The sequence below is a fragment of the Peribacillus sp. S4 genome (genome assembly GCF_046715815.1).
GTDB lineage: Bacteria > Bacillota > Bacilli > Bacillales > DSM-1321 > Peribacillus > Peribacillus frigoritolerans.
The window spans coordinates 3,554,491-3,579,662 of sequence record NZ_CP175708.1 but is presented as its reverse complement, the minus strand read 5'-3'; the positions used below and the strand labels follow the sequence as shown (position 1 = coordinate 3,579,662).

Genomic DNA, 25,172 nt, shown 5'->3' with positions numbered 1-25,172 from the left:
CATGCGCATCCTCTTTTAATTTGGTTCACTTTGTTACCCTATATCCAGTATATGTTCAAAATTCATCTTTATTTGTATAAAAATGGGTTTAATGGAAAAAATAAAAAATATAAAGATTGGAGGGTATGGAGATGAAGCGGATTCTTTCTGTATTTTTAACCGTTTTGGTAGCATTGGGTTTTAACATCCCGCATACAAAAGCAGCTGAAGAAAAAGGAGTCGAATTGGCGGCAAATGCTAAATCCGCTATTTTGATTGAACGGGATACAGGTACTGTTCTCTATGATAAAAATGCAGACGATCGCCTTTCACCGGCAAGCATGACGAAAATCATGACGATGCTGCTGATCATGGAAGCGATCGATAAAGGCGAACTCAGCATGAAGGAGAAAATCAGGACTAGTGAGTATGCAGCGTCGATGGGCGGGTCCCAGATCTTCCTCGAGCCAGGTGAAGAAATGACCACGGAACAAATGCTTAAAGGCATCTCGATTGGTTCGGCGAATGATGCATCGGTGGCGATGGCTGAACGTCTAGCTGGATCGGAAGAAGAGTTTGTCAGGGAAATGAACAAAAAGGCGAAAGACCTCGGGTTGAAAAATACAAAGTTCCAAAACGCAACGGGACTTCCTGTTAAAGATCATTACAGTTCAGCACATGATATGTCGATCATGGCGAAGGAATTATTGAAATACGATACGATTACAAGGTTCACGGGTACATATGAAGATTATCTCCGTGAAAATACCGAAAAGAAATTTTGGCTTGTCAACACGAATAGGTTAGTGAAATTTTATCCTGGGGTCGATGGACTGAAAACAGGATTCACAAATGAAGCGAAATATTGTTTGACAGCGACTGCCAAAAAAGGGAATATGCGTGTCATTGCCGTCGTTTTCGGAGCCGTTTCTCCAAAGGAACGAAACGCTCAGGTTACCAAGATGTTAGATTATGCATTTTCACAATACATCACATACCCCATTTATAAACGCGGTGAGGTGTTAGGTGAAGCCAAGGTAAGTAAAGGGCAAAAGAAAACCGTGGTGGGCGTCACAAGTGAACCTATTTCAGTTTTGACAGCCAAAAACGGAACGGCCAAGGACTTTACAAAAAAAATCACGCTTGATAAAGATTTGGATGCCCCGATTAAAAAAGGTGATGAAATTGGTACGCTTGAATTGAAGAAAAACGGTAAGGTATATGTCGAATCTCCAATTGTTGCGAAGGAAACTGTTGATAATGCCAGCTGGTGGCAATTGTATAAACGGGCTTTCGGCATGTTTACCCATTCGAAATAGAATAAATTGTCGCATTGCCTGTTAATCGTACTAATTTAGGCGAAACTCCACTAGTTTTGCTAGTAAGGAGGAATCGGCAGGTGAAAAAGAGAATTTGACTCTTTATAAGACAGTGAAGGAGGCTGTATATAATGAGTCTTACGATTAATATGGAGGCGAAAAACCGCGTATTGTGCATTCGTCTCAAAGGTGATTTAGATCATCATACAGCAGAAAAATTGAAAAATCAGGCAGAGGCAGCCATTCAAAAGCATAATATCAAGCATATCATCCTCAACATGGAAGAATTGGATTTTATGGACAGTTCAGGGCTCGGGGTTATTTTGGGCCGTTATAAGCAGGTAAACAAAAAGCAAGGTGAAATGGTGGTCTGTGCAATTTCTCCAGCAGTAAAGCGGTTATTTGAGATGTCAGGGTTGTTTAAAATTGTTAAAATGGAACTATCCGAAAAAAACGCTTTGCAAAGACTGGGGGTTGCCTAATATGAAAAATAAAATGGAAACGAAATTTTCTGCACTTAGCCAAAATGAATCTTTTGCCAGGGTAACTGTTGCGGCATTCATTGCCCAATTGGACCCGACGATGGATGAATTGACAGAGATCAAGACTGTCGTGTCAGAAGCCGTTACGAATTCGATCATCCATGGGTATGAGAGTGACCCGGAAGGTTGGGTCTACATTTCAGTGGTCATCGAAGGCGATACTGTGGAATTGACCATCCGGGATGAAGGACTGGGCATTGAAGACGTCGAGGAGGCTAAACAGCCTTTATTTACGACAAAACCCGAACTTGAACGTTCCGGTATGGGATTCACCATCATGGAAAACTTCATGGATGAAATCAATATAATTTCCCATAAGGGCGAAGGCACGATCATTCGATTAAAAAAGCACTTAACTACAAGCAGAGCTTTGTGCAATTAAGGGAGACTTGCATATGGATGTGGAGGTTAAAAACGAGAAGAGCAAGAAAGGCCAGCCCCATTTAAAAGATGAGGAATTGCGGAATTTAATCCAACGCAGCCAGAGCGGTGACCAAGATGCAAGGAATCTGATTGTCAATAGCAATCTGAGGCTTGTATGGTCAGTAGTGCAAAGATTCCTCAATCGTGGTTACGAACCGGATGACCTTTATCAAATAGGCTGTATAGGTCTGTTGAAGTCCGTGGATAAATTTGACTTATCGTTTGAAGTGAAATTCTCAACGTATGCTGTGCCTATGATCATTGGTGAAATCCAACGTTTTATCCGTGATGACGGAACGGTTAAAGTAAGCCGGTCATTAAAGGAAATGGCGAATAAAATTCGCAGGGCCAAAGAGGAACTTTCAAAGACGTATGGCCGCGTTCCGACTGTCAATGAATTGGCGGAACATCTAGAGCTGTCGCCAGAGGAAATCATCATGGCCCAAGAAGCTAGCAGGAGCCCTTCATCGATCCATGAAACGGTTTACGAAAATGATGGAGATCCGATTACTCTTCTTGACCAGATTGCCGACCATAATGAAACATCCTGGTTCGATCAAATCGCTTTGAAAGAAGCCATACATGAATTGAATGAACGTGAAAGGCTGATTGTTTTCCTGAGGTATTATAAAGATCAGACGCAATCGGAAGTGGCGGCAAGGCTTGGTATTTCCCAAGTTCAGGTATCAAGGCTGGAGAAGAAGATTCTTCAGCAAATGAAAAACCACATGAATCAGTGATTCATGTGGTTTTTTTATTGAGCTGAAAATAAATACTGATTTTAGGAAAAAGTAAAAGTGATTTAAGATGAAACTAGGGATGGGGCCGAATTTTTAGTTGAATTTAGGGATAAAAACGAATATTATAGTAAAGGTCGCGTTTCTCATTCGTTTTTTTATCTTTCTTTCAATGAATAATGAACAGGAAAAACGTCGATGCAGTACAATATTAGGACACCTTGTCTTTTCGTGCAAACGGTTGTCGGTGATTCCTTTAGATCTGGAGGTCTAAAATATGTTTATGGAAAAGTTTTTCTCCCTGAAAGAAAATGGGACGGATGTCCGTACAGAAGTCATGGCGGGTGTTACGACATTTTTGACTATGGTTTATATCCTCATTGTGAATCCGGCTTTATTGTCTTCAATCGGAATTCCATTTGAACAAGTTTTCATGGCAACGGTCATATCAGCGGTGATTGGTACCCTAATCATGGGGCTCGTTGCAAAATACCCGATAGCGATAGCACCAGGGATGGGCTTGAATGCTTATTTTGCCAGCGTGGTGGGGGCACAGGGCCTTTCATACCAGACCGTATTCGGTACGGTTTTCATTGCTGGTTTGCTATTTCTATTAATTAGCGTGACTAGCTTGCGTAAAATGATAATTGATGCGATTCCTAACTCATTAAAATATGGCATTACATCCGGAATTGGTTTATTCATTGCGTTTATCGGATTGAAAAATGCTGGAATCATAGTGCCAAATGAATCAACGATGGTGACGCTTGGCGATTTACATCAGCCAGGAACCGTTTTAGCGTTAGCAGGCTTATTCATTACCTTGATTTTTATGGCCCGTAATATAAAAGGGGCCATTTTCATTGGCATGATCGTTACGGCAATCATTGCCTACTTTATCGGTTTGCTCGACTTCGATGGGGTCTTATCTGTACCTCCGACACCGGTATTTTTCGATATCGATATCGCTGGGGTCTTCACGAATTCTTTATATTCAATTGTCTTCGCCTTTTTACTTGTGACGATCTTCGATACGACAGGCACATTGATTGGCGTGACAGAACAGGCAGGACTAACGAAGGATGGGAAAATCCCTCGTGCCAAGAAAGCCTTTTTAGGTGATGCGATTGCGACTACAGTCGGCTCGATGTTTGGTACAAGCCCATCGACTGCCTATGTGGAATCGAGTACGGGAGTGGCTGCAGGCGGACGTACGGGATTGACCGCTACTGTCGTGGCCATCTTGTTTGCTGTATCGATTTTCTTTTCTCCATTGATATCGGCAATTTCTTCCGTTCAGGCAATCACAGCACCCGTTTTGATCATCGTGGGATGTTTCATGATGGAAGGTCTGGCTAAAGTCAATTGGAAAATTTTTGATGAGGCATTTCCGGCATTTGCGATCATTTTAACGATGCCGCTTACTTCAAGTATATCTACAGGGATTGCAATTGGGTTCATCACATATCCCCTAATGAAGGTATTCAGCGGAAAAGGAAAATCGGTACATCCGCTCATATATATTTTTGGGTTGATATTTTTGGTTCAGCTGATTTTCTTCCCCACTCATTAATAGTTGAATGTAAACCAAAAAGACATCTCTGACATTGCAGGTGTCTCAGTTTGTAGGCAAAAGGGGTTCGGAATTAAAAAATTCCAAACCCCTTTTAAAATTCCCTTTGAAATTTTGACCAAAGGTTAAGAGATTTGGGCTCTTCGAGTCACTATGTTACGGGATTTTAGGACCTTGCCATGTCCACGTGGCCATCTTCTTTAAATTAATGGCAGCGAAAGTAAGCATCGTTTGCATCAACAATTTTTTAAGTCCCCTTAAAGTTATCCAACGCATACAATGCTTTCTTTTGCATCTGCGAATACATGCTCAATCGTTTCTTTACGTTTCGCATATAAAGGTTTTACATCTTGATGATGACTGGATCAATGGAAGCCTCCATTTTACGAACCAAATGGTTCGCCGGCACCAGTTGATCTAAAGTGATCATTTCAAGTTGATCTCGTTGAAGATGATGTTTCGAAAGCATCCTCATCACCTCAAATTTTAATAGATCTATTTTAAAACAAAAAAGACTGTAGTCAAGAGGAGTTCAATCCAAATTTTTAAACATGTTGATTGGAGCGGGTGTGCGAGACTCCTGCGGGAATAGCGAGTCCAAGGGAGACCCCACAGGCGCAAATGCGCTGAGGGCGGACCGCCCGCGGAAAGCGATTGCCCTACGTTCCAATCAACGTCCAAGTTTGTACAAGCAAAAAAACTGTAGTCAAACTCGTTTTTAATCGAATTGATCTGACCCAATAAAGTTAGACATATAATTTAAGCAGCTTCTAAGACCTGAGTTCGGTATTCTATCGGACTCAGGTCTTTTAATTTTACCTTCATTCGTTTGTGGTTATAGTAATGTATATAATCATCTAATTCCTTTTCAAAGTGCTCCATACTTTCAAACTCTTGGAGATAAAGCAATTCAGACTTTAACAAGCCAAAAAAGTTTTCAATGACTGCGTTATCTAAACAATTTCCCTTACGGGACATTGTATAATGCGGGAATCTTTTAAGGTTTTTTGATACTTCTTCATTTGATAATGCCACCCTTGATCCGAATGGAGGATGACCGTATCTTCTGGTTTTAGGTGTTTAATCGCCTCATCTAACATATCTCCAACAAGTTTATAAACAGGGCGTTTCATCACTTTGTAGGCAATAATTTCACCATTACATAAATCAAGGATAGGGGATAGGTAACGTTTCTCCCCAAATAAATGAAATTCCGTTACGTCTGTTACCCATTTTTGATTCATTTTCTCGGCTTGAAAATCACGTTGTAAAATATGGGGGGCAATTCGACCAACACGCCCCTTATACGAACGATACTTTTTCATACGGACTAAACATTTTACGCCCATTTCATTCATGAGGCGGTTGATGGTCTTTGGATTGTGAGAAAACCCATATTTTTTTAACTCTTTTGTGATACGACGATAACCGTAACGTCCTTTATGTTCATGATAGATAGACTGAATAGTGGCTTTTACCTTCGAATACTTATCTTCTCGATTCAAGCGTTTTTCCCAATAATAGTACGTGCTACGTGGAATATCAGCGACTTTAATTAAGGCCACAACCTCATAAATGGACTTTAGTTCATAAATTACTTGCGCTTTGATTTGGGTTGTAATTTTTCCTGCATTTGAACTAAAGTATTTAACTTTTTTAAATACGCATTCTCCATTTCTAGTTGTTTAATTCGTTCTTCAAGCTCTTTAACCGAACCTTCAATTTGTTTGGATGGATTGATATCTTTTTTCATGGATGGTCTCCCCTTTTTCTTAGAAATTAGGGCATCTAATCCATAGGCATTAACATTTATTCTCCACGTCCGAATTAGTGCTGGAGATGAAATATTAAACCTTGCGGCTGCGTCGTAAGAAGATATACCCGTTTCATTCATATAATTAAGTACATCCATTTTAAACTCCGTAGAATAACTTGTATAGGATTTCTTAAATCCATCGGCTCCTTGAATTTGGTATAAACGAACCCATCCTTGAATCACTTGATACGAAACTTCAAATATTTTTTGAAGATCCATATAGCTGTGCTTTCCTTCAAGGTAAAGTCGTGTAATGAATATTTTCTGTTCGGCAGAAAAATTAGCCATAAAAAACACCCCGTAAATGTTAGTTTGGTGTCTAACATTTACGGGGCAGTTCAAATTTGTTTACAGTTTGAGACATGCTGTCATTGCAGCGTGTCTTTTTTTGGTTTCAAATTAGTAATATTTGGACATGGTTCACTTCCTGCATTTTCAAACTGCTTCCAATCCATACTACTAGCATAAGGAAATAAAAGGTCGGGATGTGATGATAATGGCAGTTGTATATATCAGGATGAGGAACCGTGTACAAGCAAAGGGAAATCAAACGGTGAGGATAAAAGATATTGCAAGGATAATCGGACCTGAAGAAGTGATTACCAAAATTGAAGAAATCATATTATTAACGGTCAAGAAGGAAGATAAGAATATTATTGTCATCGATTTAGCTCAAGTTATCATGTCCATCCGCAAGGTGGATCCGACTATTGAAGTGGAAACATTCGGCCCTTCCCAAACGATCATCGAAATCATCCTTTCGAAAAAGAAAATGTCATACCTGACATTCGCCTTGGTTTGGTTTTTGTTATTTGTCGGCGGCGGGATGACGATCATGAATTTTCATGTGGATGTCAGCATGGGGGAAGTGCATCAAAAAATCTTTACTATAATAACGGGAAAAGTGGAAGATAAGCCGTTATTGATCCAAATCCCATATAGCTTCGGCCTTGGTATGGGCATGATTCTATTTTTTAATCATTTCTTTAAAAAACGCTTCAATGAGGAACCTAGTCCGCTCGAGGTTGAAATGTTCAACTATCAGCAGGATTTGGACCGTTATGTAATCATGAATGAAAATAAGGAAAACGTGCGCCACCTTGATGACCGGTAAAATCATCTTCGGAATCTTTGTCGGTTTAGCCGGGGGGTTTGCAACAGGTGCCGGTTTTGTAGCGTTTTTAACTGTACTTGGGGTGATTCCAAGACTGACTCAGCTGACAAAAACAATGAAAATGATACATTACTATGAAGGAGCCATCATTGCCGGAGTTGTCGCAGGGACATGGTTAGGATTACAGGAAACGGAACTTTCACTTCCGCATTTTCTTTTAATTCCGATCGGTTTGGCTGACGGGATATTTAATGGGATGCTTGCGGCTGCCTTAACTGAAGTCCTGAATGTATTTCCAGTTCTTTCAAAACGAATCGGAATTCAAGAGAAGATCATTTATTTGTTAATGGCACTCGTATTGGGGAAAATAGCCGGATCATTATTCCAATGGATTTATTTTGTCGACTTATAAGTGTAAGAGGTAACTATTCCTGATGATGAAAGGTAGGCCCAAGATGGTGACCAAACGAAAAGTGATATTGATTACGGATGGAGATGAGTACGCAAAACGGGCTGTCGAGCATGTAGCCAAGGAAATAGGGGGAAGATGTATCTCCATGTCCCAAGGTAATCCATCACGATATACGGGCTTGGAGTTAGTTGAATTAATAAAAAAGGCGAAGTATGATCCTGTATTGGTCATGTTTGATGATAGCGGTTTTATAGGAGAAGGATCAGGCGAACAGGCAATGAAGGTAGTTGCCGGACACCCTGATATTGATGTCCTTGGCGTGATAGCGGTCGCTTCAAAGACTAGAAGGGAAGAGTGGACCAAGGTGGATATCTGTATTGACCGTGATGGTAATTTGACACCGAACGGGGTTGATAAATACGGCGCCGAGGAATTTGAGCTGGGCAAGATAACAGGAGATACGGTGTATTGCATCGATCAATTACATGTTCCCATAGTAGTTGGGATAGGAGATATCGGAAAAATGTCCCATCAGGACGATTTTAAAAGAGGAGCACCGATAACGAAGCTAGCGGTGGAAATCATATTGGAAAGGAGTGGTCATGGTGACTTCAGAAAAACCTCAAAACATGATGCCGATTCCGAGTAGGGTAGCGGAAGTTGACGCATACATGGAAGAGAAAGTAGGTCTAGGCGTCAGCTTTGACTTAGGAGTAAGAAAGATAAAGGTCTTAAGAAAAGATGTACATCTTTACTATATAAACGGGCTGACGGATACGGAGTACATCATTGATATCCTCGATTCTCTCATTCATAACAAAAATGCCGATATCGTGTCTACTAAAGTTTTTGATGTAGTCAAAGACTTGCTCGTACACCAATCCGTTCAGGAAATAAAGACGATGGATGAGCTTGTTGATCAGGTATTATCCGGTTTAATCGTCGTTGTTGTTGATGGTAAACCAATAGGGCTGGTCGTGGATGTCAGGAGTTATCCCGGGAGACAGCCGGTAGAACCCGATACCGAAAAAGTCGTCCGTGGATCAAGGGATGGTTTTGTCGAGAATATCATCATAAACACGGCGATAACCAGACGAAGAATCCGGGATGAAAGATTACGTTTCGAAATGCTGCATGTGGGGGAACGATCGAAATCGGATATATCCATCGGCTACATTAAAGATATTGCCGATCCGGATTTAATAGAAATCGTTCGAAAGGAATTGAATAATATTGAGGTTGATGGCATAACGATGTCTGATAAAACGATCGAAGAGTTCATCGTAAAGCAAAGGTATAACCCATACCCGCTTGTCAGATATACGGAACGGGCTGATGTGGCGGCAACGCATTTGCTTGAGGGCCATGTCCTTATTTATGTGGATACCTCACCGAGTGTCATCATTACCCCGTCCACCCTTTTCCATCACATGCAACACGCCGAAGAGTATCGGCAGGCGCCTGCCGTCGGGACCTTGGTGCGCTGGGTCCGTTTTCTCGGGATTTTCGTTTCGTTATTCTTGCTGCCGATATGGTTATTGTTCTGTTTAGAGCCTTCCCTCCTGCCGGAGAAGCTCGAGTTTATCGGGCCGAATGATAAAACACATATACCCATTGTGATCCAAATCTTCATTTCCGATATTGGGATAGAATTTTTAAGGATGGCAGCCGTTCATACCCCGACCCCGCTTTCCACGGCAATGGGCTTGGTTGCGGCAGTTTTGATAGGACAGATAGCGATAGATGTTGGCCTATTTGTTCCTGAAGTGGTTCTCTACGCTTCCGTAGCGACAATAGGTACATTTGTCACACCGAGTTTAGAACTAGGAGTTGCAAATAAAATTACCCGTTTAGCACTGATAGTCTTGGTCGCATTATTTAAAGTGCCTGGCTTAGTCATAGGCATCACACTCTATTTGATCATGCTCACTAGTATAAAAACATTAAATACACCTTATTTATGGCCGCTTCTCCCGTTTCAGCCGAAGGCCTTGTCACATATAATATTAAGAAGACCTTATCCTGGTACTATAGAACGTCCGAGCATTGTACATCCCCAAGATCTATATAGACAGCCGAGAAAATCTAAAGGTTGATGTTGTCGAAAAGTTGTGGTAATTTATTTTTATTCGGATAAAGCGATAAAGTTAGGCTTCACAAAGAGATAAAGCTACTATGACTCTTTGGAGTTTAAACCAATCTGTCTTTCCCTTCGAACTACTAAGCAGTCATAGAGAACAATATTTACATGGGATAATTGATTCGGATGAGGCTGGATCATATAGAGGATTCTTTACAGCAGGTTTTCTTTATTTGAGGCTGCCTCATTTCTTATTAATAGTTTTAAGTCAGGAAGGTGAGGCTATCATGCATTTGTACGGAACCGGCGGTGTCAATGAACGTGGACATCTGGAGATTGGCGGAGTGGACACGATCGAATTGATCGAACAATTTGGTACACCATTATATGTTTATGATGTAGAGCTAATTCGCGAACGGGCGAGGGGGTTCAAGAGAACTTTTGAGGAATTGGGGGTTACAGCACAAGTTGCTTACGCAAGTAAGGCCTTTTCTTCGATTGCCATGATCCAGTTGGCTGAGCAAGAGGGACTGTCTCTCGATGTTGTCTCTGCGGGGGAATTATATACGGCAATTAAGGCAAATTTCCCAACAGAACGGATTCACTTCCATGGAAATAACAAAAGTGAAGAAGAGCTACATATGGCTTTGGATCATGACATTGGCTGTATAGTAGTCGATAATTTTTCAGAGTTGACACTGTTGGAAGAAATTTGTACAAACCGTGAACAAAAGGTGAAAATCCTTCTTCGTGTAACACCGGGTATTGAAGCCCATACGCATGATTATATTTTGACAGGGCAAGAAGATTCGAAATTTGGTTTTGATCTTATTAACGGCCAGGCAGAAGCTGCCCTTCGACAAGCGCTTCATAGTGAGTTTCTGGAAGTTCTTGGATTACACTGCCATATCGGTTCCCAAATCTTTCAAACGACCGGTTTTCTTCTGGCAGCCCAAAAAATTATCGGCAAGCTGAGTGATTGGCACGGTTCGGTAGGGTTTCAACCACAGGTATTGAATCTCGGAGGGGGATTCGGGATTCGGTATACACAAGAGGACGACCCGCTACCGGCGTCTCAATATGTTGAGGAGATCGTTAGGGAAGTGCAGAACCTGATTGCTGATTCTGATTTAGTGATGCCTGAAATCTGGATCGAACCTGGCCGTTCATTGGTCGGAGACGCCGGTGCGACACTGTACAAGGTGGGTTCTGAAAAGGAAGTTCCTAATGTCCGTAAATATATTGCCGTAGATGGGGGCATGAGTGATAATATACGTCCCGCTCTTTACGAAGCTAAATATGATGCCATTCTTGCAAACCGGCCGCTCGACCCTGTGGAAGAGACAGTGTCCATTGCCGGAAAATGCTGTGAAAGCGGAGATATGTTGATTTGGGATTTACCATTGCCAAAAGCCGGCCGCGGTGATGTCTTGGCGGTATTTTGTACAGGGGCATATGGATATTCCATGTCGAATAATTACAATCGCATTCCGAGACCGGCTGTCGTCTTTGCCGAAAAGGGAGAAGCCCGGTTGGTCATCAAACGCGAAACTTACGAAGATCTTATCCATTTGGACTTGGCCCTTCATGAAGCGGCAGTCGTCAATAAAGAATAGAAAAAAGGATGGCATTGGCCATCCTTTCAGTTTGTAAATAAAGGGCTTTGGAAAACGTAACTTTGCTCAAATGATGTTCCCGAACCAAATAACCAATAGCAATACCTTCAAGACCTCAGGAATTAATTAGAACAGAAAGGGGACGAGACTCCTGCGGGAAAAGCGCGTCAAAGGGAGACCCCGCAGGCGCAATAGCGCCGAGGGCGGACCGCCCGCGGAAAGCGAGTGCCTTCAGTGGAACTCAACGCTCAAATTGTACAGGCATAAAAATAGACAAACTCGATTTTCATCGAGTTTGTCTACGTCTGAAAGGATGGCATTGGCCATCCTTTTTTTATTTGAATCAGCTGAAAAGTGATTTGATTGCGTCTATTAAACTACTGAACACTTCTTTCAATTTATCCAGAAATGATTGACCCTCTTCGGATTCAAGAAAATTGGAAAGTTTATCTTTAGCTGCAGTCAGCTGATCACCGACAGCGTTCCAATCAATATTCAATTCTTTTAGCTTATTGAATAAATCAATTAAACTTTGTACTTGATCTTCATTTAAGGCGATTCCAAGGTCTTTTGCTGAAGACTCGACAACCTCACGGACCTCTTCAGTATTGGCTGGTGGATTTGCAGCCATTTCCTCTTTGATTTTCGTAACAAGTGCAGAGGCTTCTTCCGTACCGATTTCGTCACCCAATTTTGCTGTTTTCACCATTTCCTCATTCGCTGCCTGTTTCACATCTTCAGGAATCTTCTTGTCGGCAGATATTTCATAGGCTTTAATGACTCCTGTCAAAGCCGCTGTACCGGAAACGGGTATAGGTGCGGTGACATAAACGGTAGCATCTTTTACTCCTGCAGTAGCCAGTGCATTGATATACATTTCATCGGAAACCCAGTTAATGTTTTTCGACTCAAGTTTAAGACCGGTACCTTTTTCCTCCAAAGTAATCGCAGAGGATGAAATCGCTTTTGTACCGATTAGACGGCTAGCGATATAGTCTCCTAAGTATTCGTGTTCCTCCGCATTTGTAACGGTTAAAACCTCAACATCATTTGGTGCTTTCATTTCTGATAAAATCATACTTTTTTGTTCATTTGTCAAATTCTCACCAAGTGTGACGATCATTTCACCAACAGCTGCATCTGCAAAAGCCTTATATGGCAATAATAGACATAATAAAATGGTTACAATGACCCATTTATTCATTTTTTTCATGATAATCCTCCTTAACTTTCCTGCTGAATTGGGAATCTTTCAATAAAAGGGCGGCACTTTAAATCAGATTCATAGTATTTGACGAAACAAAGGCTAAAAAAGATACATATATTCCTGAAAAAAATTTATAGCCAAATAGCTACGTTCATTTAAACGAAGAAGTTGGGGGTATCTTTGTCTTTTATACCTAAGATGGCACTCTATGAACCTAGATCACTTTACCAATGTAGTAAAATTGAAGCAAGATTGCAAGGATATTTGTCAGATTGTGTTAAGTTATAGTAGAATGAATTCGTTATTTAAATATTTGGACCATTCATAAAGGGAGTATGGGATGAGGAAAAGTAATAAGACTCTTTTACTTATGATGCTTATTATCGCTTTGATATGGGGAATCGTATACTGGCTGTTTATCGCTTAGCACATAGCCCATTGATAAATCAAGTGCTGAAAGTGATGTTGAAACGAACGGGATTTTTATGTATGATGTAAATGTTATATGTGAGGATTATTATTCAAAGCAAATTAATTGGAAACAGGAAGATAATAAAAACGTTATTTAGTAACGAGGGATATTATGTTGATTAAGTATAAGAAAAGTTATGAGAAGTTTGCCATGGGATTATTATCTTTCATGCCAAATGAAAAAGAGATAAAAACGCTTCGGAATACGATGAAGAATTATGAAACGGATGAAAACCTACAGCTGTTCTTATGGAAAGATGAAGAGATTACGGGCCTGATCGGTATAGAAGTCTCTCCAACCCACATTGAGATACAACATATATCTGTAAATCCATCCTTCCGGAAGCAAGGTATCGGTAAAACGATGGTCAGGGCCATCAAGGACCAATATCCTGACAAAGAATTAAAAGCAAATGAGTTTACGGAAAGCTTTCTTGACAGGTGTGAAGATTTCTGAATATGAAAGCTTGAATGGAGGATCGCCTTTAAGGGCGGTCCTCCATTCTTGTTTTTCGAAGGGATAGCTGTCGAGCCCTTTCTGAAATGACATCCGAACGGTCACGCATTAGGTGCTTATCAACTATCGATGTATTGGTCATGTCGCTATCCGCACCCCATATGGATCCTTCTTGCGAACACATGGATTGGCATTTTTCGATCAGTCTTTGATCCGATATTGGCAGATTGATGCTTTTATATGGCTTTTGTGATAACATTCGCTCATGTGTATCCTCGAGCAATTTGAACAGTCGTTCTGGATCGAGTCCCAACTTCAGGAGCTCGGCCTTTTTTAGGTGGAGATTTGCCAAGGCTTTAGACAGGGTCCTTGCAGCCCCTTTTTTGTTTCCCCTGCGATCATGATACAGGGCAACCGCAATCTGAATGAGCCCGACCCAATGAGAGTCACGCTCTTTTGGTGCGGTTTCCTTCCAATATTCTTCAAGGATTTCATGACATTCGAAGTAATCCCTCGTTCCATGGAAATGGACAAGGAAAGAAAGGTAGTCTTCCGCGTAAGTCAATAGGAGCACCCCTTTTGTTTGATGGAATCAACTAAGTATGGCAAAAAGCCATTTTCTTATAGCTTAACATCCGCTATGTATACTCACTAAGTTTAGCATAGAATTTTTTCCTGGAAAATAAAGAAAGCTGATTGCAAGGCAATCAGCTGATTCATCAGTCTCCCATTAACACCAAGAAGCACCGACGATAACTAATAAAATGAACAATACTACAATAAACGCGAATCCGCCGCCGTTTCCAAAACCACCTGCACCCATAATGAGTACCTCCTTTGTTCTGCTATTCTTACATTTCTAGGTTATGTTGGATTTCAGAATGTGATTGGGCACCGACCCATTTGACGGTAATCCCAAATAAAAACTTTTCTATGGACAGTAAATTATTATTTGGATAAAGGGCGGCAATCCACTATACTTGATTAGTAAAAGAAATAGGTCTATATCGGCCAATTAGATTTAAATGAGGTAATTTAATGGGTTATAACATAAAAATTGACGCTTTCGAAGGTCCGATGGATTTACTCCTGCATTTGATAAATCGCCTGGAAATAGACATCTACGATATTCCGATGGCTGATATTACAGATCAATACCTAGGTTACATCCATACGATGCAGCATCTGGAATTGGATGTGGCCAGCGAATATCTGGTGATGGCTGCAACACTGCTTGCCATCAAGAGTAAAATGCTGCTTCCAAAGCATGAAGATGAGCAAATGATTGATGAAGATGGGGAAATATTTGAGGAAGATCCACGGGATGAGCTTGTGGAAAAACTATTAGAATATAAAAAGTATAAAAATGCAGCCGAAGAATTTAAAGGGATGGAAGAAGAAAGAAGCTTGATGTTCACCAAACCCCCAAGTGATCTATCTGTTTATGTTAAAGAAGCGGAAAGTGATAAACAAGAGTTGAATATAAGTCTATATGATATGTTGGGGGCTCTGCAAAAATTGCTGAGAAGGCAAAAAATTCAAAAGCCGCTTTACACGAAAGTAACGAAACAAGAGATATCGATAGAGAAACGTATGGATGAAATCAAGATGGAGTTACAGTCCATTAAAGGGAAGAAAAGTTTTTTTGAACTGTTTTCGATCCCGGTCAAGGAGCATATCGTCATCACTTTCATGGCGGTGCTGGAACTGATGAAACTTAATGAAATCATCGTTGAACAAGAAGGTAATTTTTCTGAAATCATGATTGCTGCTAAGGAAGGTGTAGAACCAGTTGGAAGTTATTAATTGGAAAGGGATTCTTGAGGCATTATTGTTTGCTGCCGGAGATGAAGGGCTCTCTGTCAAACAAATTGCCTCGGTCCTGGAAATTACGGAATATCAAGCAACGGACATCGTTGGAAGTTTAAAGGAAGAATATGTATCGGATGTACGCGGGATTCAAGTGATCGAAATAGCGGGCGTTTATCAAATGACGACAAAAAAAGAGCACTCGGATTACTTGAAAAGACTAGTCGAAACATCAAGCACTCAAGGCTTATCCCAGGCGGCATTGGAAACACTCGCAATCATTGCTTATAAGCAGCCGATTACTAGAGCTGAAATTGATGAAATACGCGGAGTGAAAACGGAACGCCCCATTCATACACTTGTCACCAAAGTCTTAATTAAAGAGGTAGGACGTGCTGAAGGCTCGGGCCGGGCTTATTTATATGGGACAACAAAAGAGTTTTTGGATTACTTCGGCCTGAATTCCATAGATGAATTACCGCCTCTCGCCGATAATTCGGATGATAGCTTTGAAAGTGGTGAAGCCGATTTGTTTTTTGAAAAATTTCAGCAAACAATCGAATAACATTTTTCTTTGAATTGTGATAATATAGAAAAAAATGAATGCGGGGGGATTGCGGGTGCGAATTGTAGCATGCAATGGATTTGGGCTTGAAAAGGAAAAGTCAAATTCACCTGAGGACTTCTTTAATCGATCCGTTATACAATACATAAAGGATGGAGAAGAAAAGACGCTGAATGTACTGTATCTTCGCTATTTTGATGAGATGGTCACTCTTTGGACCCCATATCCCGCCAACCCCCTATTCAAAAGCCCTAACAGAGATATTTATATGGCTGACATCATCGCCATGGTCTGTCTACTCAAAGACCCGGGCCTGGTTAACCGAAAACGAATATATATAAATGCAGAAAAAGAGCTGGCTGGTTATTTCGAAAATATAGATTTTGAAAAATTGGAGAAAGTGTTTATATCTATTGACCAAGCTAAACCATATGATATAGAATCACATGTTGACTATTATATTCAATCTTAATCAATTTGAGGAGGGTTCACGGTTGGGGAATACATTGGTAAAATCTCAGCTTGAGGATGTAAAGGGCTTTTTGGAAACGACAGTGGCTCAACTGGAAGAATTTATAAATGAGACGACCTATTCTAAGCTGCAAGAAGAAAAAAGCGGGGATGAAGCCTATTATAAAGGAATCCTTTCAAGTTTAAGAAGAATGCTTGTAAGTTGTGAAGAGGGCTTGGAGGCTTGCCAAATCGTTCTGAAAAATGATGTTTTCAATAAAGCTGCAGCTGAAAAGACGCTTTATAGAGTTTATCATCAATGTATCGAAGAATACTTTTCCCCAAAATCAGATCGGTGGTTTGAGGACAGCAGATCTGCCTATACAGGAAAAAACTCGATTAAATTTCACCAAAGTGTACCTGACAGCATAATATCCATTCTGAAGGCCGTGGAAAGTGGATTCCAGACCATGCGTGAAGAATTGGAGTTTTATGAAACGGATTACCGGACGAAAATGTTGCAGTCAAGATAATGAAACAGCTAGGCTTAATAAGCCTAGCTGTTTTTTTTAGCTATAAATGGAATCTCCGCTTAATCGATACATAAAATACTTTGATGATTTATGTGTATGGGAATAGGGGGAGGTTGCAAGATGTCAGAGGTAAAAGATTATGCTAAAGAGGTAAGTGATTGGGTTGATGGAGTGATGGAATATCTTGAGAAGATCGATATCACCGATTCGCCGTTGCTGTCAAATATTGAACGTCTTTCCGGGTTGGCAAAGAATATGGATGAGGAAGAAATGGATTATGAGGATATGGTCCTGATTGAAGAAGAGATGGGTCGGGTCTACGAGGAAATTGAAGAACTCGCTAGAGAATTCAATATACAGGAAAGGCAATCAGTGCCGATTGGGAAGCATACGTTACCGCCGTTACCTTATGCCTATGAAGCGTTGGAACCGACGATCTCAAGGGAAATCATGTATCTGCACCATGATAAGCATCATCAAGCATATGTCGATGGTCTGAATAAAGCGGAATTGATGATGAAAAAAGCGAGAGAAACGAATGATTTTTCCTTGTTGAAACATTGGGAAAAGGAAGCAGCCTTTCATGGATCGGGCCATTATCTCCATACGCTGTTCTGGGAAGTGATGATTCCGGGAGGGGGCGGACAGCCAAGGGGGGATTTACTTAAACAGATTGAGAAGGATTTTGGAAGCTTTGCAGCTTTTAAAAGTCATTTTAGTGAGGCTGCCAAACAAGTAGAAGGTGTTGGCTGGGCGATATTAGTCTGGTCTCCGCGTGCGCGGCGGCTAGAAATACTTCAATCGGAATTGCACATGGTTTTGACCCAGTGGGATACGATCCCAATCCTTGTTCTTGATGTATGGGAACATGCTTATTACCTGCAATATAAAAATAATCGGGCAGGCTATGTGGACAAATGGTGGGACGTTGTAAACTGGCCGAAAATAGCCGTAAGGTTCACCGAAGCGAAAAAGCTTATTTGGAAAAAGCAATAACTGATAAAATATAGAAATGTCTTTGGAGAACCAATTACAACTAAACGGGCCGTCAAGGTTCGTTTTTTTTGATTGAAATTTCGAAACAAGAATTTTTTAGGGGGAATATGGGAAAGATATGAAGGAGACCTGAAAATTTTTATTAGAAAGCGACTTATGATTCTCATTTGGATATTATAATTAGATTGAAAAGGAGAGGAAATCATCTCACGAAATAATGAGCATGTGTCTTATTTGAAACCTAGAAATAATATTGGAAATGTGTTGAAAAAGCTAATTTGAAGTGCTATGGGATTTTAAAAATAATTAATTTATATTAATATAAAAACTGTGACCAATTTGTGAACTTAAAAATTATTAAGGTATATTTATTGACTAGTTTCTATTTAATAATTATTATAAACAGGAGCAGATAAAAAAATAGCTATTGGAGGAATTTATTATGTCATTGATCAATAAACAAGTTGAAGATTTTAAAGTACAAGCTTACCATGCAGGAGAATTCAAAGAAGTTACACTTGAAGATGTTAAAGGGAAATGGGCAGTATTCTTTTTCTACCCAGCTGACTTCTCTTTCGTATGTCCAACTGAATTAGCCGATCTTCAAGATAACTATGAAACATTCAAGGAAATTGGTTGTGAAGTTTACTCAGTTTCAACAGATACTCATTTCAGCCACAAAGGATGGGCTGATGCTACTGATACAATCGGTAAAATCCAATATCCAATGTTAGCTGACCCAGCAAACGTTTTATCCCGTCAATTCGGTGTATTGATTGAAGAAGATGGATTGGCTCTACGTGGAACTTTCATTGTAAATCCAGAAGGACAAATTAAAGCATACGAAGTCAATGATTTAGGAATTGGCCGTAATGCAGAAGAACTTGTAAGAAAAGTTCAAGCTGCACAATTCGTAGCGGAACATGGAGATAAAGTTTGCCCTGCAAAATGGACTCCAGGTGAAGATACTCTTGAACCAAGCCTAGACCTTGTAGGTAAACTTTAATTTTTAATGGGAGGGCCCATTTCTACAGGTAATGGACATACCCAGCATTGATTACGATTACTGGACAAATCGTCCGACATGATACAATGACAAAAGGCACTTACCTAAAATAAGTGCCTTTTGTTTTTCAAAATAATCAGTTTAGCACGTTATAATCATTCAGCAAGGAGCACAAAAGATGAAAAAAATATATGATTTATTAATTATTGGCGGCGGTCCTGCAGGCCTCTCAGCCGGTGTTTATGCAGGAAGAGCGAAGCTAAAGACGATAATTCTTGAAAAGGGCACTGGTGGCGGTCAAGCTGCAACTACATCGGAAATAGCCAATTATCCTGGTATCCGTCATATATCGGGTCCTAGGTTAGTTGAAGAAATGAAGCTTCAAAACGAAGACTTTGGCGTTGAGTTCGTCAAAGCTGATGTAACGGGTGTGGATTTCTCCGGAGAGGTGAAAGTCGTTAAAACCCTTGGCGGGGACTACCATGCACGCGCCGTCATCATTGCAACGGGTGCTTCTCCAAGAACATTAGGATTTCCAGGTGAAGAGGAATTCACTGGCCGCGGTGTAGCTTATTGTTCAACATGTGATGGTGAATTCTTTGAAGGGTTGGAAGTTTTCGTTATCGGGGCAGGATATGCAGCCGCTGAAGAAGCGATATTCCTGACACGTTTTGCTACAAAAGTCACAATCATCGCCCGTGAATCAAGCTTCTCGTGTGCCCCGTCCATTGTTGATAAAGTAATGGCAAATGATAAGATTGAAGTGAAATTCAATACGGAAATCCTTGGGGTTCATGGAGACGGGATGATTCAAAGAGCACGTTTCATCAATAACGTTACCAAAGAAGAATTTGAATATAAGGCGAAGGAAGAAGACAATACATTTGGCGTATTCGTTTTCATAGGTTACGAGCCGAAAACAGAGATATTCAAGGGCCATATCGAAATGGATGATGCTGGTTACATTTTAACCGATGATGATATGAAGACTAATGTGAATGGTGTCTATGCGGCGGGCGACCTAAGGCCAAAATCCTTGCGCCAGATTATCACAGCTGTATCCGATGGAGCGATTGCAGCAACGGATGCCGGCAAATATATTGAGGAAGAAAAAGATCGCCTGGGAATCAAGGATGAACCTGAAGTTGAAAAACCGGCGAAAAAAGAACAGGCAGCTGTCCCAGCAGGCAAGAGCGCTTTATTAAGTGATGCGTTACGTGGCCAATTAAAGGGAATCTTCGGTAAGATGGAGAGCGACGTTACTATGGTGTCCATTGTCGATGAAAGTTTGCCAAAATCAATAGAATTGCGAGACTTCCTGTTAGATGTTGCGGAATTAGGCGATAAGCTTCATCTTGAGTTATACAACAAAGGGGAAAATGCGGAAATCGAAGAAAAAATCAATGCGGATAAGTTCCCTGTCGTTGCCCTCTTAAATTCAAATGGTGTATACAGTGGCGTCAAATTCCACGGTGTACCAGGCGGCCATGAGTTGAATTCCTTCATTTTGGCCATCTATAACCTGGCTGGACCTGGTCAAGCATTGGATTCAGCCGTATTGAATTCAATCAAGGGAATCAGTAAAAAAGCGAACATTAAGGTCATGGTTTCATTGTCATGTCACTACTGTCCAGACGTTGTTGTGGGTGCACAGCGCATAGCGATTGAAAACCCTAACGTTGAAGCTGAAATGGTCGATATAAGCAATTTCCAGGAAATCAAGAAGAAATATAAAGTCATGAGCGTGCCGGCCATGATCATCAATGATGAACAAGTGGTATTCGGAGCTAAGAAAATTGATGAAATCGCTGCACTATTAGTATAATAGAACACTAAATCGATAGGAGTCCCTATCGATTTTTTTTTTTGGAAAACTTCCCTTGAAAACAGTGGATAACATCAGGGTTTAGATTCTTTTATTCATAACCCTTGTCCCTTTGCATAAACTTGTACAAAAACAAGTAAAGAGACGAGGGGGCACTCATGCGTTTTCTATATAAAGGGTTATCGAGTTTGTGTATCGTCATTCTCCTGTTGTCTTTTATGGCACCTGTACAAAGCGCCTATGCAAATGTATCCGTAAGTGCCCATAGCGCGATTTTAATGGATGAGGATAGCGGAAGGGTCATTTATCAAGTGAATGCTCATGAAAAGAATCGCATAGCAAGCATTACGAAAATAATGACGGCCATCTTGGCTATTGAATCGGGACAGATGGATGAGACAGTGAGGGTGAGCAGCAATGCCTTCGGGACGGAGGGATCTTCCCTTTACTTAAAAGTAGGAGAAAAAATTAAGCTCGAAGATTTGGTATATGGCTTGATGCTTCGTTCAGGTAATGATGCAGCAGTGGCAATCAGCGAAAAGGTTGGCGGAAGCCTGGATGGATTCGTCTGGATGATGAATCAAAAGGCGGAAGAAATAGGGATGAGGGATACCCATTTTTCAAATCCACATGGTTTGGATAATACGAAGAACCATTATTCAACCGCCTATGATATGGCCATTCTCACTCGTTATGCCATGCAAAATGAAACGTATGCGAAGATTGCCGGCACAAAGGAACACAGGGCACCTAATTCCACAGAACAATGGGATTATGTATGGAAGAACAAAAATCGCCTACTTACACAATTATATGAGTATTGCACAGGGGGGAAAACAGGGTATACGAAACTAGCAAAACGTACCTTGGTCACGACGGCAACAAAAAACGAGCATGACCTGATTGCTGTGACATTGAATGGTCCGGATGATTGGAATGATCATATTCATATGTACGAATCGGCCTTTAAGGATTATAAGCCAACAGAAATTTTACCCGCAGGCATGGTGGAAAACATGGAAAATAAAATATATAAAGGACATGTCTACATTAAAAATGATTTTTCATACCCACTGACAAACGAAGAGAGAGAATTGGTCAAAGTGAAAATGAAATTGTTGAAGCCCCAGAAGGCTTGGGATGATAAAAGGGAAATCCCGGAAGTTGTCGGCAGAGCATCCATCTATCTTGATGGGAAGAAAATAGGAACTCGGTCAATTTTTTATGGGGAAGCAAAAGAAAGCTTCAAGCAACAATCATTCCAATCTTCATGGGCTGAAGTATTTGAAGCGGTATTGGGAATCGGACGCAATGGTTAATTACATTTGGGTCGGGATGTTCGTGATCGGTATCGTCTTTGGCATGGTTAATGGAACGATGGATCAGGTGAATGAAGCTCTATTTGTCAGCGCAAAGGAAGCGGTCACCCTTTGCCTGGGACTGATGAGCATACTTGTCTTTTGGCTGGGTTTGATGAAAATTGCGGAGGAATCGGGGCTGTTAGATAAACTATCCAACTTGTTCAAGCCGTTCATGAGATGGCTATTCCCTGAAGTGCCTCCTAATCATCCCGCTATGGGGTATATACTTTCCAATATGATGGCAAACACATTCGGGTTGGGGAATGCAGCTACGCCTCTTGGTATAAAAGCCATGGAACAGCTTAAGAAACTAAATGGAGGAAAAGCAACGGTCAGCCGCTCGATGGTCACTTTTTTAGCAATCAATACCTCAAGCGTAACGTTGATTCCAACCACTGTCATTGCGATCCGCATGAACTACGATGCCCACTCCCCGACGGACATCGTATTTCCGACCATAATAGCAACGGCCATTTCTGCCGTTGGAGGAATCGCGATAGATCGATATTTTTATTACAGGAGAAAGAGGAACGGGAGGGAATAAGGATGTTGCACTGGATGACCACCATTTCAATTTGGATGATACCGGTTTTGATCCTCGGAATATTACTGTATGGCACATTGAAAAGAGTTCCCACCTATGAGACCTTCGTTGAGGGGGGGAAAGAAGGAATCAACATGTCCTTTTCCCTTATTCCTTTCCTGGTAGGGATGCTTGTGGCGATTTCAGTATTTAGGGCATCAGGGGCCTTGGATTTCATTGTACAATCACTAAACCCCTTGCTTTCCTTTCTTCATTTTCCGTCTGAGGTTTTACCCCTTGCGATTATTAGACCAATATCCGGAACAGCGGCTTTAGGAATCACCAGCGACCTGATATCGGTTTATGGACCGGATTCCTTTGTTGGCCGCTTGGCTGCCACGATTCAGGGAAGTACGGATACCACGTTCTATGTATTGACCGTTTATTTTGGAGCCGTCGGAATCAAAAAAATGGGTGATGCCCTTAAGGTCGGCCTTTTGGCAGACTTGATCGGAATCATAGCTGCCGTTATTATCGTCACACTGGTTTTCGGCATGAATTAAAAGGTAGGGAAATGGACAATTCCATTTCTTTTTTTTTTGTCTTTTTTCTTAAAAGCAGCCATCCATTATTAAGGTGTATTCAATCTTTCATCAAAAGAAACATTTTTTTGTATGGAAAAATAAGCTATGTTACACTCATTATGGAAACCAACCCATTTAACCGTCCCATTATTGGTGTAATAATAAAAGAAAAGCTCTTAATCGCGAAAAACCTTTTGTTTTTGCCTCTCAATATGTAATAATTGTATGATTGTGTATGTATAGACAATAACAAACGAATGATTATACTATGGGGTGAAGATAGATGGAACGATTACAAAAGGTGATAGCACATGCTGGACTGGCTTCCCGCCGTAAAGCAGAAGAGTTGATTTTAGAAGGTAAGGTAAAAGTGAACGGCAAAGTAGTGAAGGAATTAGGTGTGAAAGTGGGGCCTAATGATAAGGTTGAGGTTAATGAAGTCCCGCTTGAAAAAGAAGCTCCGGTTTATTTCCTATTCTATAAACCGCGCGGCGTCATTTCGGCCGTTTCTGATGATAAGAACAGAAAAGTCGTAACGGACTTTTTCCCTTACATCAATGAACGGATTTATCCAGTTGGCCGCTTGGATTACGATACTTCGGGCTTGTTGATTTTAACCAATGACGGGGAATTTGCAAACACGTTAATGCATCCGAAGCATGAAGTGGATAAAGTGTATGTGGCGAAAGTGAAAGGGATGCCTTTGCGTGAAAGCTTGAAAAAGCTGGATAAGGGAATCAAGTTGGAGGATGGCAAGACTGCTCCGGCCAAGACAAGGGTATTGTCTACCGACAAGAAAAAGGAAACGGCCATAGTTGAAATCACAATACATGAAGGCAGGAATAGGCAAGTTCGCCGGATGTTCGAAGCAATTGGCCATCCCGTCATTAAATTGAAGAGGGAGCAATATGGTTTCTTGACCTTGGATGGTTTAACTGCAGGGGATTCCCGGGAGCTGACTCCACATGAAGTTAAATTAATGCGGACTTTAGCAACGACCGAGCCTAAACAGCGGAGAATGTAAGCTAGTATTTTGCCTGTATTGATAGGTTGAAACCACTACCCCTACTCTTCCCCTGGAAGAAATGGGTGGTGGAAAACAACCTGTAAATACCTTTTCCTTCATGAATCGGGAAAGAATGTCACAAAACCTTCAGAAATGCAAATATAAAGGACATGGCGTTAAATGGTATAATGGTATGGTTAAATTTAGTGTGGCCTTAGGAGGATCTCTATGGATAAAAAGAAGCGACGCCTCATTAGCAGAACCATCATTCTCCTGCTATTAGGTGCAGCTTTAGTGTTTGCCCTTTATACGAACTTCACTAAAGATAAGAATGAAAGCCTGAGAAAAGGATCCGATGCACCCAATTTCGTCTTGACTGATATGGAAGGTAAAGAGCATAAACTTTCAGATTACAAGGGAAAAGGCGTTTTCCTGAACTTTTGGGGTACATATTGCAAGCCGTGTGAATATGAAATGCCTTATATGGAAAATCAGTATAAAAACTTTAAAGACCAGGGCGTTGAGATATTGGCCGTTAACGTCGGGGAATCTGACTATGCTGTCGATAATTTCATTACAAAGCATGACCTTACCTTTCCTGTCATGATCGATAAAGGTAGGGAAGTGGAAAATGCTTACCGCGTGGATATATTGCCTGTCTCCTTTTTGGTTGATAAAGAGGGGAAAGTGATAGATATCATTACCGGAGCTTTGACAGAAGAGAGCATCCAAAAGCATATGGAGAGAATTAAACCATAATATTGGGGA

Annotated in this window: 27 protein-coding genes and 2 pseudogenes; 23 read left to right on the top strand and 6 right to left on the bottom strand. The window is 40.9% G+C overall.

All coding sequences use genetic code 11. The annotated features are described in order from the left end of the window. Positions 1-131 precede the first annotated feature (131 nt). The 5 genes from ACJ9PY_RS16935 (at position 132) to ACJ9PY_RS16915 (ending at position 4,573) form a co-directional block, all read left to right on the top strand. The gene (locus tag ACJ9PY_RS16935) at positions 132-1,298 is read left to right on the top strand and encodes a D-alanyl-D-alanine carboxypeptidase family protein (RefSeq protein WP_063575718.1); all 1,167 of its coding nucleotides are present in this window, start codon (positions 132-134) and stop codon (positions 1,296-1,298) included. A gap of 131 nt (positions 1,299-1,429) precedes the next feature. Continuing rightward, positions 1,430-1,780 carry an anti-sigma F factor antagonist gene (spoIIAA, locus tag ACJ9PY_RS16930; RefSeq protein WP_034308142.1) on the top strand — a complete coding sequence of 117 codons (351 nt, stop codon included), beginning with the start codon at positions 1,430-1,432 and terminating at the stop codon, positions 1,778-1,780. Between the two features lies 1 nt (position 1,781). Further along, positions 1,782-2,222, top strand: coding sequence for an anti-sigma F factor (gene spoIIAB, locus ACJ9PY_RS16925; RefSeq protein WP_034308139.1), 441 nt, complete (start codon positions 1,782-1,784; stop codon positions 2,220-2,222). A gap of 13 nt (positions 2,223-2,235) precedes the next feature. Then, on the top strand, positions 2,236-3,003 hold the full coding sequence (sigF, locus tag ACJ9PY_RS16920) for an RNA polymerase sporulation sigma factor SigF (RefSeq protein WP_034308137.1): 768 nt from the start codon (positions 2,236-2,238) through the stop codon (positions 3,001-3,003). Positions 3,004-3,283: 280 nt separating this feature from the next. Further along, on the top strand, positions 3,284-4,573 hold the full coding sequence (locus tag ACJ9PY_RS16915; protein WP_187050872.1) for an NCS2 family permease: 1,290 nt from the start codon (positions 3,284-3,286) through the stop codon (positions 4,571-4,573). Between the two features lie 156 nt (positions 4,574-4,729). Here ACJ9PY_RS16915 and ACJ9PY_RS16910 read toward each other — a convergent pair. The 3 genes and pseudogenes from ACJ9PY_RS16910 to ACJ9PY_RS16900 all read right to left on the bottom strand — a co-directional run. Next, positions 4,730-4,917 (bottom strand): annotated as a pseudogene (locus ACJ9PY_RS16910) (transposase); the annotation flags it as partial. Next, the gene (locus tag ACJ9PY_RS16905) at positions 4,917-5,042 is read right to left on the bottom strand and encodes a hypothetical protein (RefSeq protein ID WP_255256748.1); all 126 of its coding nucleotides are present in this window, start codon (positions 5,040-5,042) and stop codon (positions 4,917-4,919) included. The pseudogene ACJ9PY_RS16910 and the gene ACJ9PY_RS16905, both read right to left, overlap by 1 nt. A 290-nt stretch (positions 5,043-5,332) precedes the next feature. Continuing rightward, a pseudogene (locus ACJ9PY_RS16900) lies at positions 5,333-6,677 on the bottom strand (IS3 family transposase). Positions 6,678-6,885: 208 nt separating this feature from the next. Between ACJ9PY_RS16900 and ACJ9PY_RS16895 the strand changes: the two are divergent. The 5 genes from ACJ9PY_RS16895 to lysA all read left to right on the top strand — a co-directional run bounded on the left by ACJ9PY_RS16895 (position 6,886) and on the right by lysA (position 11,611). After that, positions 6,886-7,503 carry a stage V sporulation protein AA gene (locus tag ACJ9PY_RS16895; RefSeq protein ID WP_309138957.1) on the top strand — a complete coding sequence of 206 codons (618 nt, stop codon included), beginning with the start codon at positions 6,886-6,888 and terminating at the stop codon, positions 7,501-7,503. Beyond that, entirely contained in the window at positions 7,493-7,915 is a 423-nt protein-coding gene (locus tag ACJ9PY_RS16890; protein ID WP_034308131.1) for a stage V sporulation protein AB, read from the top strand. Before ACJ9PY_RS16895 ends, ACJ9PY_RS16890 begins: the two co-directional genes overlap by 11 nt. Before the next feature lie 43 nt (positions 7,916-7,958). Beyond that, on the top strand, positions 7,959-8,564 hold the full coding sequence (locus tag ACJ9PY_RS16885) for a stage V sporulation protein AE (protein ID WP_063577676.1): 606 nt from the start codon (positions 7,959-7,961) through the stop codon (positions 8,562-8,564). Continuing rightward, positions 8,545-10,011: a spore germination protein gene (locus ACJ9PY_RS16880; RefSeq protein ID WP_231892250.1), complete on the top strand. Its 1,467-nt coding sequence runs from the start codon at positions 8,545-8,547 to the stop codon at positions 10,009-10,011. Before ACJ9PY_RS16885 ends, ACJ9PY_RS16880 begins: the two co-directional genes overlap by 20 nt. A 271-nt stretch (positions 10,012-10,282) precedes the next feature. Then, positions 10,283-11,611, top strand: a complete 1,329-nt coding sequence (gene lysA / locus ACJ9PY_RS16875; RefSeq protein WP_098866123.1) for a diaminopimelate decarboxylase — start codon at positions 10,283-10,285, stop codon at positions 11,609-11,611. 343 nt (positions 11,612-11,954) lie between these two features. Here the strand turns inward: lysA and ACJ9PY_RS16870 are convergent, their stop codons facing one another. Continuing rightward, the gene (locus ACJ9PY_RS16870; protein WP_057278872.1) at positions 11,955-12,815 is read right to left on the bottom strand and encodes a DUF1002 domain-containing protein; all 861 of its coding nucleotides are present in this window, start codon (positions 12,813-12,815) and stop codon (positions 11,955-11,957) included. A gap of 586 nt (positions 12,816-13,401) precedes the next feature. Between ACJ9PY_RS16870 and ACJ9PY_RS16865 the strand changes: the two genes are divergently transcribed. Further along, positions 13,402-13,746 (top strand): GNAT family N-acetyltransferase, encoded by a 345-nt coding sequence (locus ACJ9PY_RS16865; RefSeq protein WP_411738611.1) that lies wholly within the window; start codon positions 13,402-13,404, stop codon positions 13,744-13,746. 28 nt (positions 13,747-13,774) lie between these two features. Here the strand turns inward: ACJ9PY_RS16865 and ACJ9PY_RS16860 are convergent, their stop codons facing one another. Beyond that, positions 13,775-14,311: a DUF309 domain-containing protein gene (locus tag ACJ9PY_RS16860; protein WP_048680145.1), complete on the bottom strand. Its 537-nt coding sequence runs from the start codon at positions 14,309-14,311 to the stop codon at positions 13,775-13,777. 165 nt (positions 14,312-14,476) lie between these two features. Then, entirely contained in the window at positions 14,477-14,569 is a 93-nt protein-coding gene (locus ACJ9PY_RS16855) for a YjcZ family sporulation protein (protein ID WP_072273196.1), read from the bottom strand. Positions 14,570-14,784: 215 nt separating this feature from the next. Between ACJ9PY_RS16855 and ACJ9PY_RS16850 the strand changes: the two genes are divergently transcribed. The 12 genes from ACJ9PY_RS16850 (at position 14,785) to resA (ending at position 25,163) form a co-directional block, all read left to right on the top strand. Next, complete coding sequence (locus ACJ9PY_RS16850; protein WP_057278754.1) at positions 14,785-15,552, top strand: segregation/condensation protein A; 768 nt, start codon at positions 14,785-14,787, stop codon at positions 15,550-15,552. Next, positions 15,539-16,120 (top strand): SMC-Scp complex subunit ScpB, encoded by a 582-nt coding sequence (gene scpB, locus ACJ9PY_RS16845; RefSeq protein ID WP_411738610.1) that lies wholly within the window; start codon positions 15,539-15,541, stop codon positions 16,118-16,120. The genes ACJ9PY_RS16850 and scpB overlap by 14 nt, the downstream gene beginning before the upstream one ends. A 55-nt stretch (positions 16,121-16,175) precedes the next feature. Then, positions 16,176-16,592, top strand: coding sequence for a hypothetical protein (locus tag ACJ9PY_RS16840; RefSeq protein ID WP_034308118.1), 417 nt, complete (start codon positions 16,176-16,178; stop codon positions 16,590-16,592). A 22-nt stretch (positions 16,593-16,614) separates the two neighbouring features. Beyond that, positions 16,615-17,103 (top strand): YpuI family protein, encoded by a 489-nt coding sequence (locus tag ACJ9PY_RS16835; protein ID WP_214923430.1) that lies wholly within the window; start codon positions 16,615-16,617, stop codon positions 17,101-17,103. A gap of 120 nt (positions 17,104-17,223) precedes the next feature. After that, on the top strand, positions 17,224-18,099 hold the full coding sequence (locus ACJ9PY_RS16830; RefSeq protein WP_063575724.1) for a superoxide dismutase: 876 nt from the start codon (positions 17,224-17,226) through the stop codon (positions 18,097-18,099). Positions 18,100-18,541: 442 nt separating this feature from the next. Beyond that, positions 18,542-19,105, top strand: a complete 564-nt coding sequence (gene ahpC / locus ACJ9PY_RS16825; protein WP_034308115.1) for an alkyl hydroperoxide reductase subunit C — start codon at positions 18,542-18,544, stop codon at positions 19,103-19,105. A 178-nt stretch (positions 19,106-19,283) separates the two neighbouring features. Beyond that, on the top strand, positions 19,284-20,930 hold the full coding sequence (locus ACJ9PY_RS16820; protein WP_411738609.1) for an FAD-dependent oxidoreductase: 1,647 nt from the start codon (positions 19,284-19,286) through the stop codon (positions 20,928-20,930). A gap of 158 nt (positions 20,931-21,088) precedes the next feature. Next, a complete protein-coding gene (locus ACJ9PY_RS16815) occupies positions 21,089-22,249 on the top strand; it encodes a D-alanyl-D-alanine carboxypeptidase family protein (RefSeq protein ID WP_411738608.1) in 1,161 nt (386 codons plus the stop codon). Next, entirely contained in the window at positions 22,242-22,835 is a 594-nt protein-coding gene (locus tag ACJ9PY_RS16810) for a nucleoside recognition domain-containing protein (protein ID WP_063575727.1), read from the top strand. The genes ACJ9PY_RS16815 and ACJ9PY_RS16810 overlap by 8 nt, the downstream gene beginning before the upstream one ends. Before the next feature lie 14 nt (positions 22,836-22,849). Then, positions 22,850-23,377, top strand: coding sequence for a spore maturation protein (locus ACJ9PY_RS16805; protein WP_411738607.1), 528 nt, complete (start codon positions 22,850-22,852; stop codon positions 23,375-23,377). Positions 23,378-23,681: 304 nt separating this feature from the next. Next, positions 23,682-24,422, top strand: a complete 741-nt coding sequence (rluB, locus tag ACJ9PY_RS16800) for a 23S rRNA pseudouridine(2605) synthase RluB (RefSeq protein WP_034308106.1) — start codon at positions 23,682-23,684, stop codon at positions 24,420-24,422. Between the two features lie 210 nt (positions 24,423-24,632). Then, positions 24,633-25,163 (top strand): thiol-disulfide oxidoreductase ResA, encoded by a 531-nt coding sequence (resA, locus tag ACJ9PY_RS16795; RefSeq protein ID WP_098865316.1) that lies wholly within the window; start codon positions 24,633-24,635, stop codon positions 25,161-25,163. The last annotated feature ends 9 nt before the right edge of the window (positions 25,164-25,172 follow it).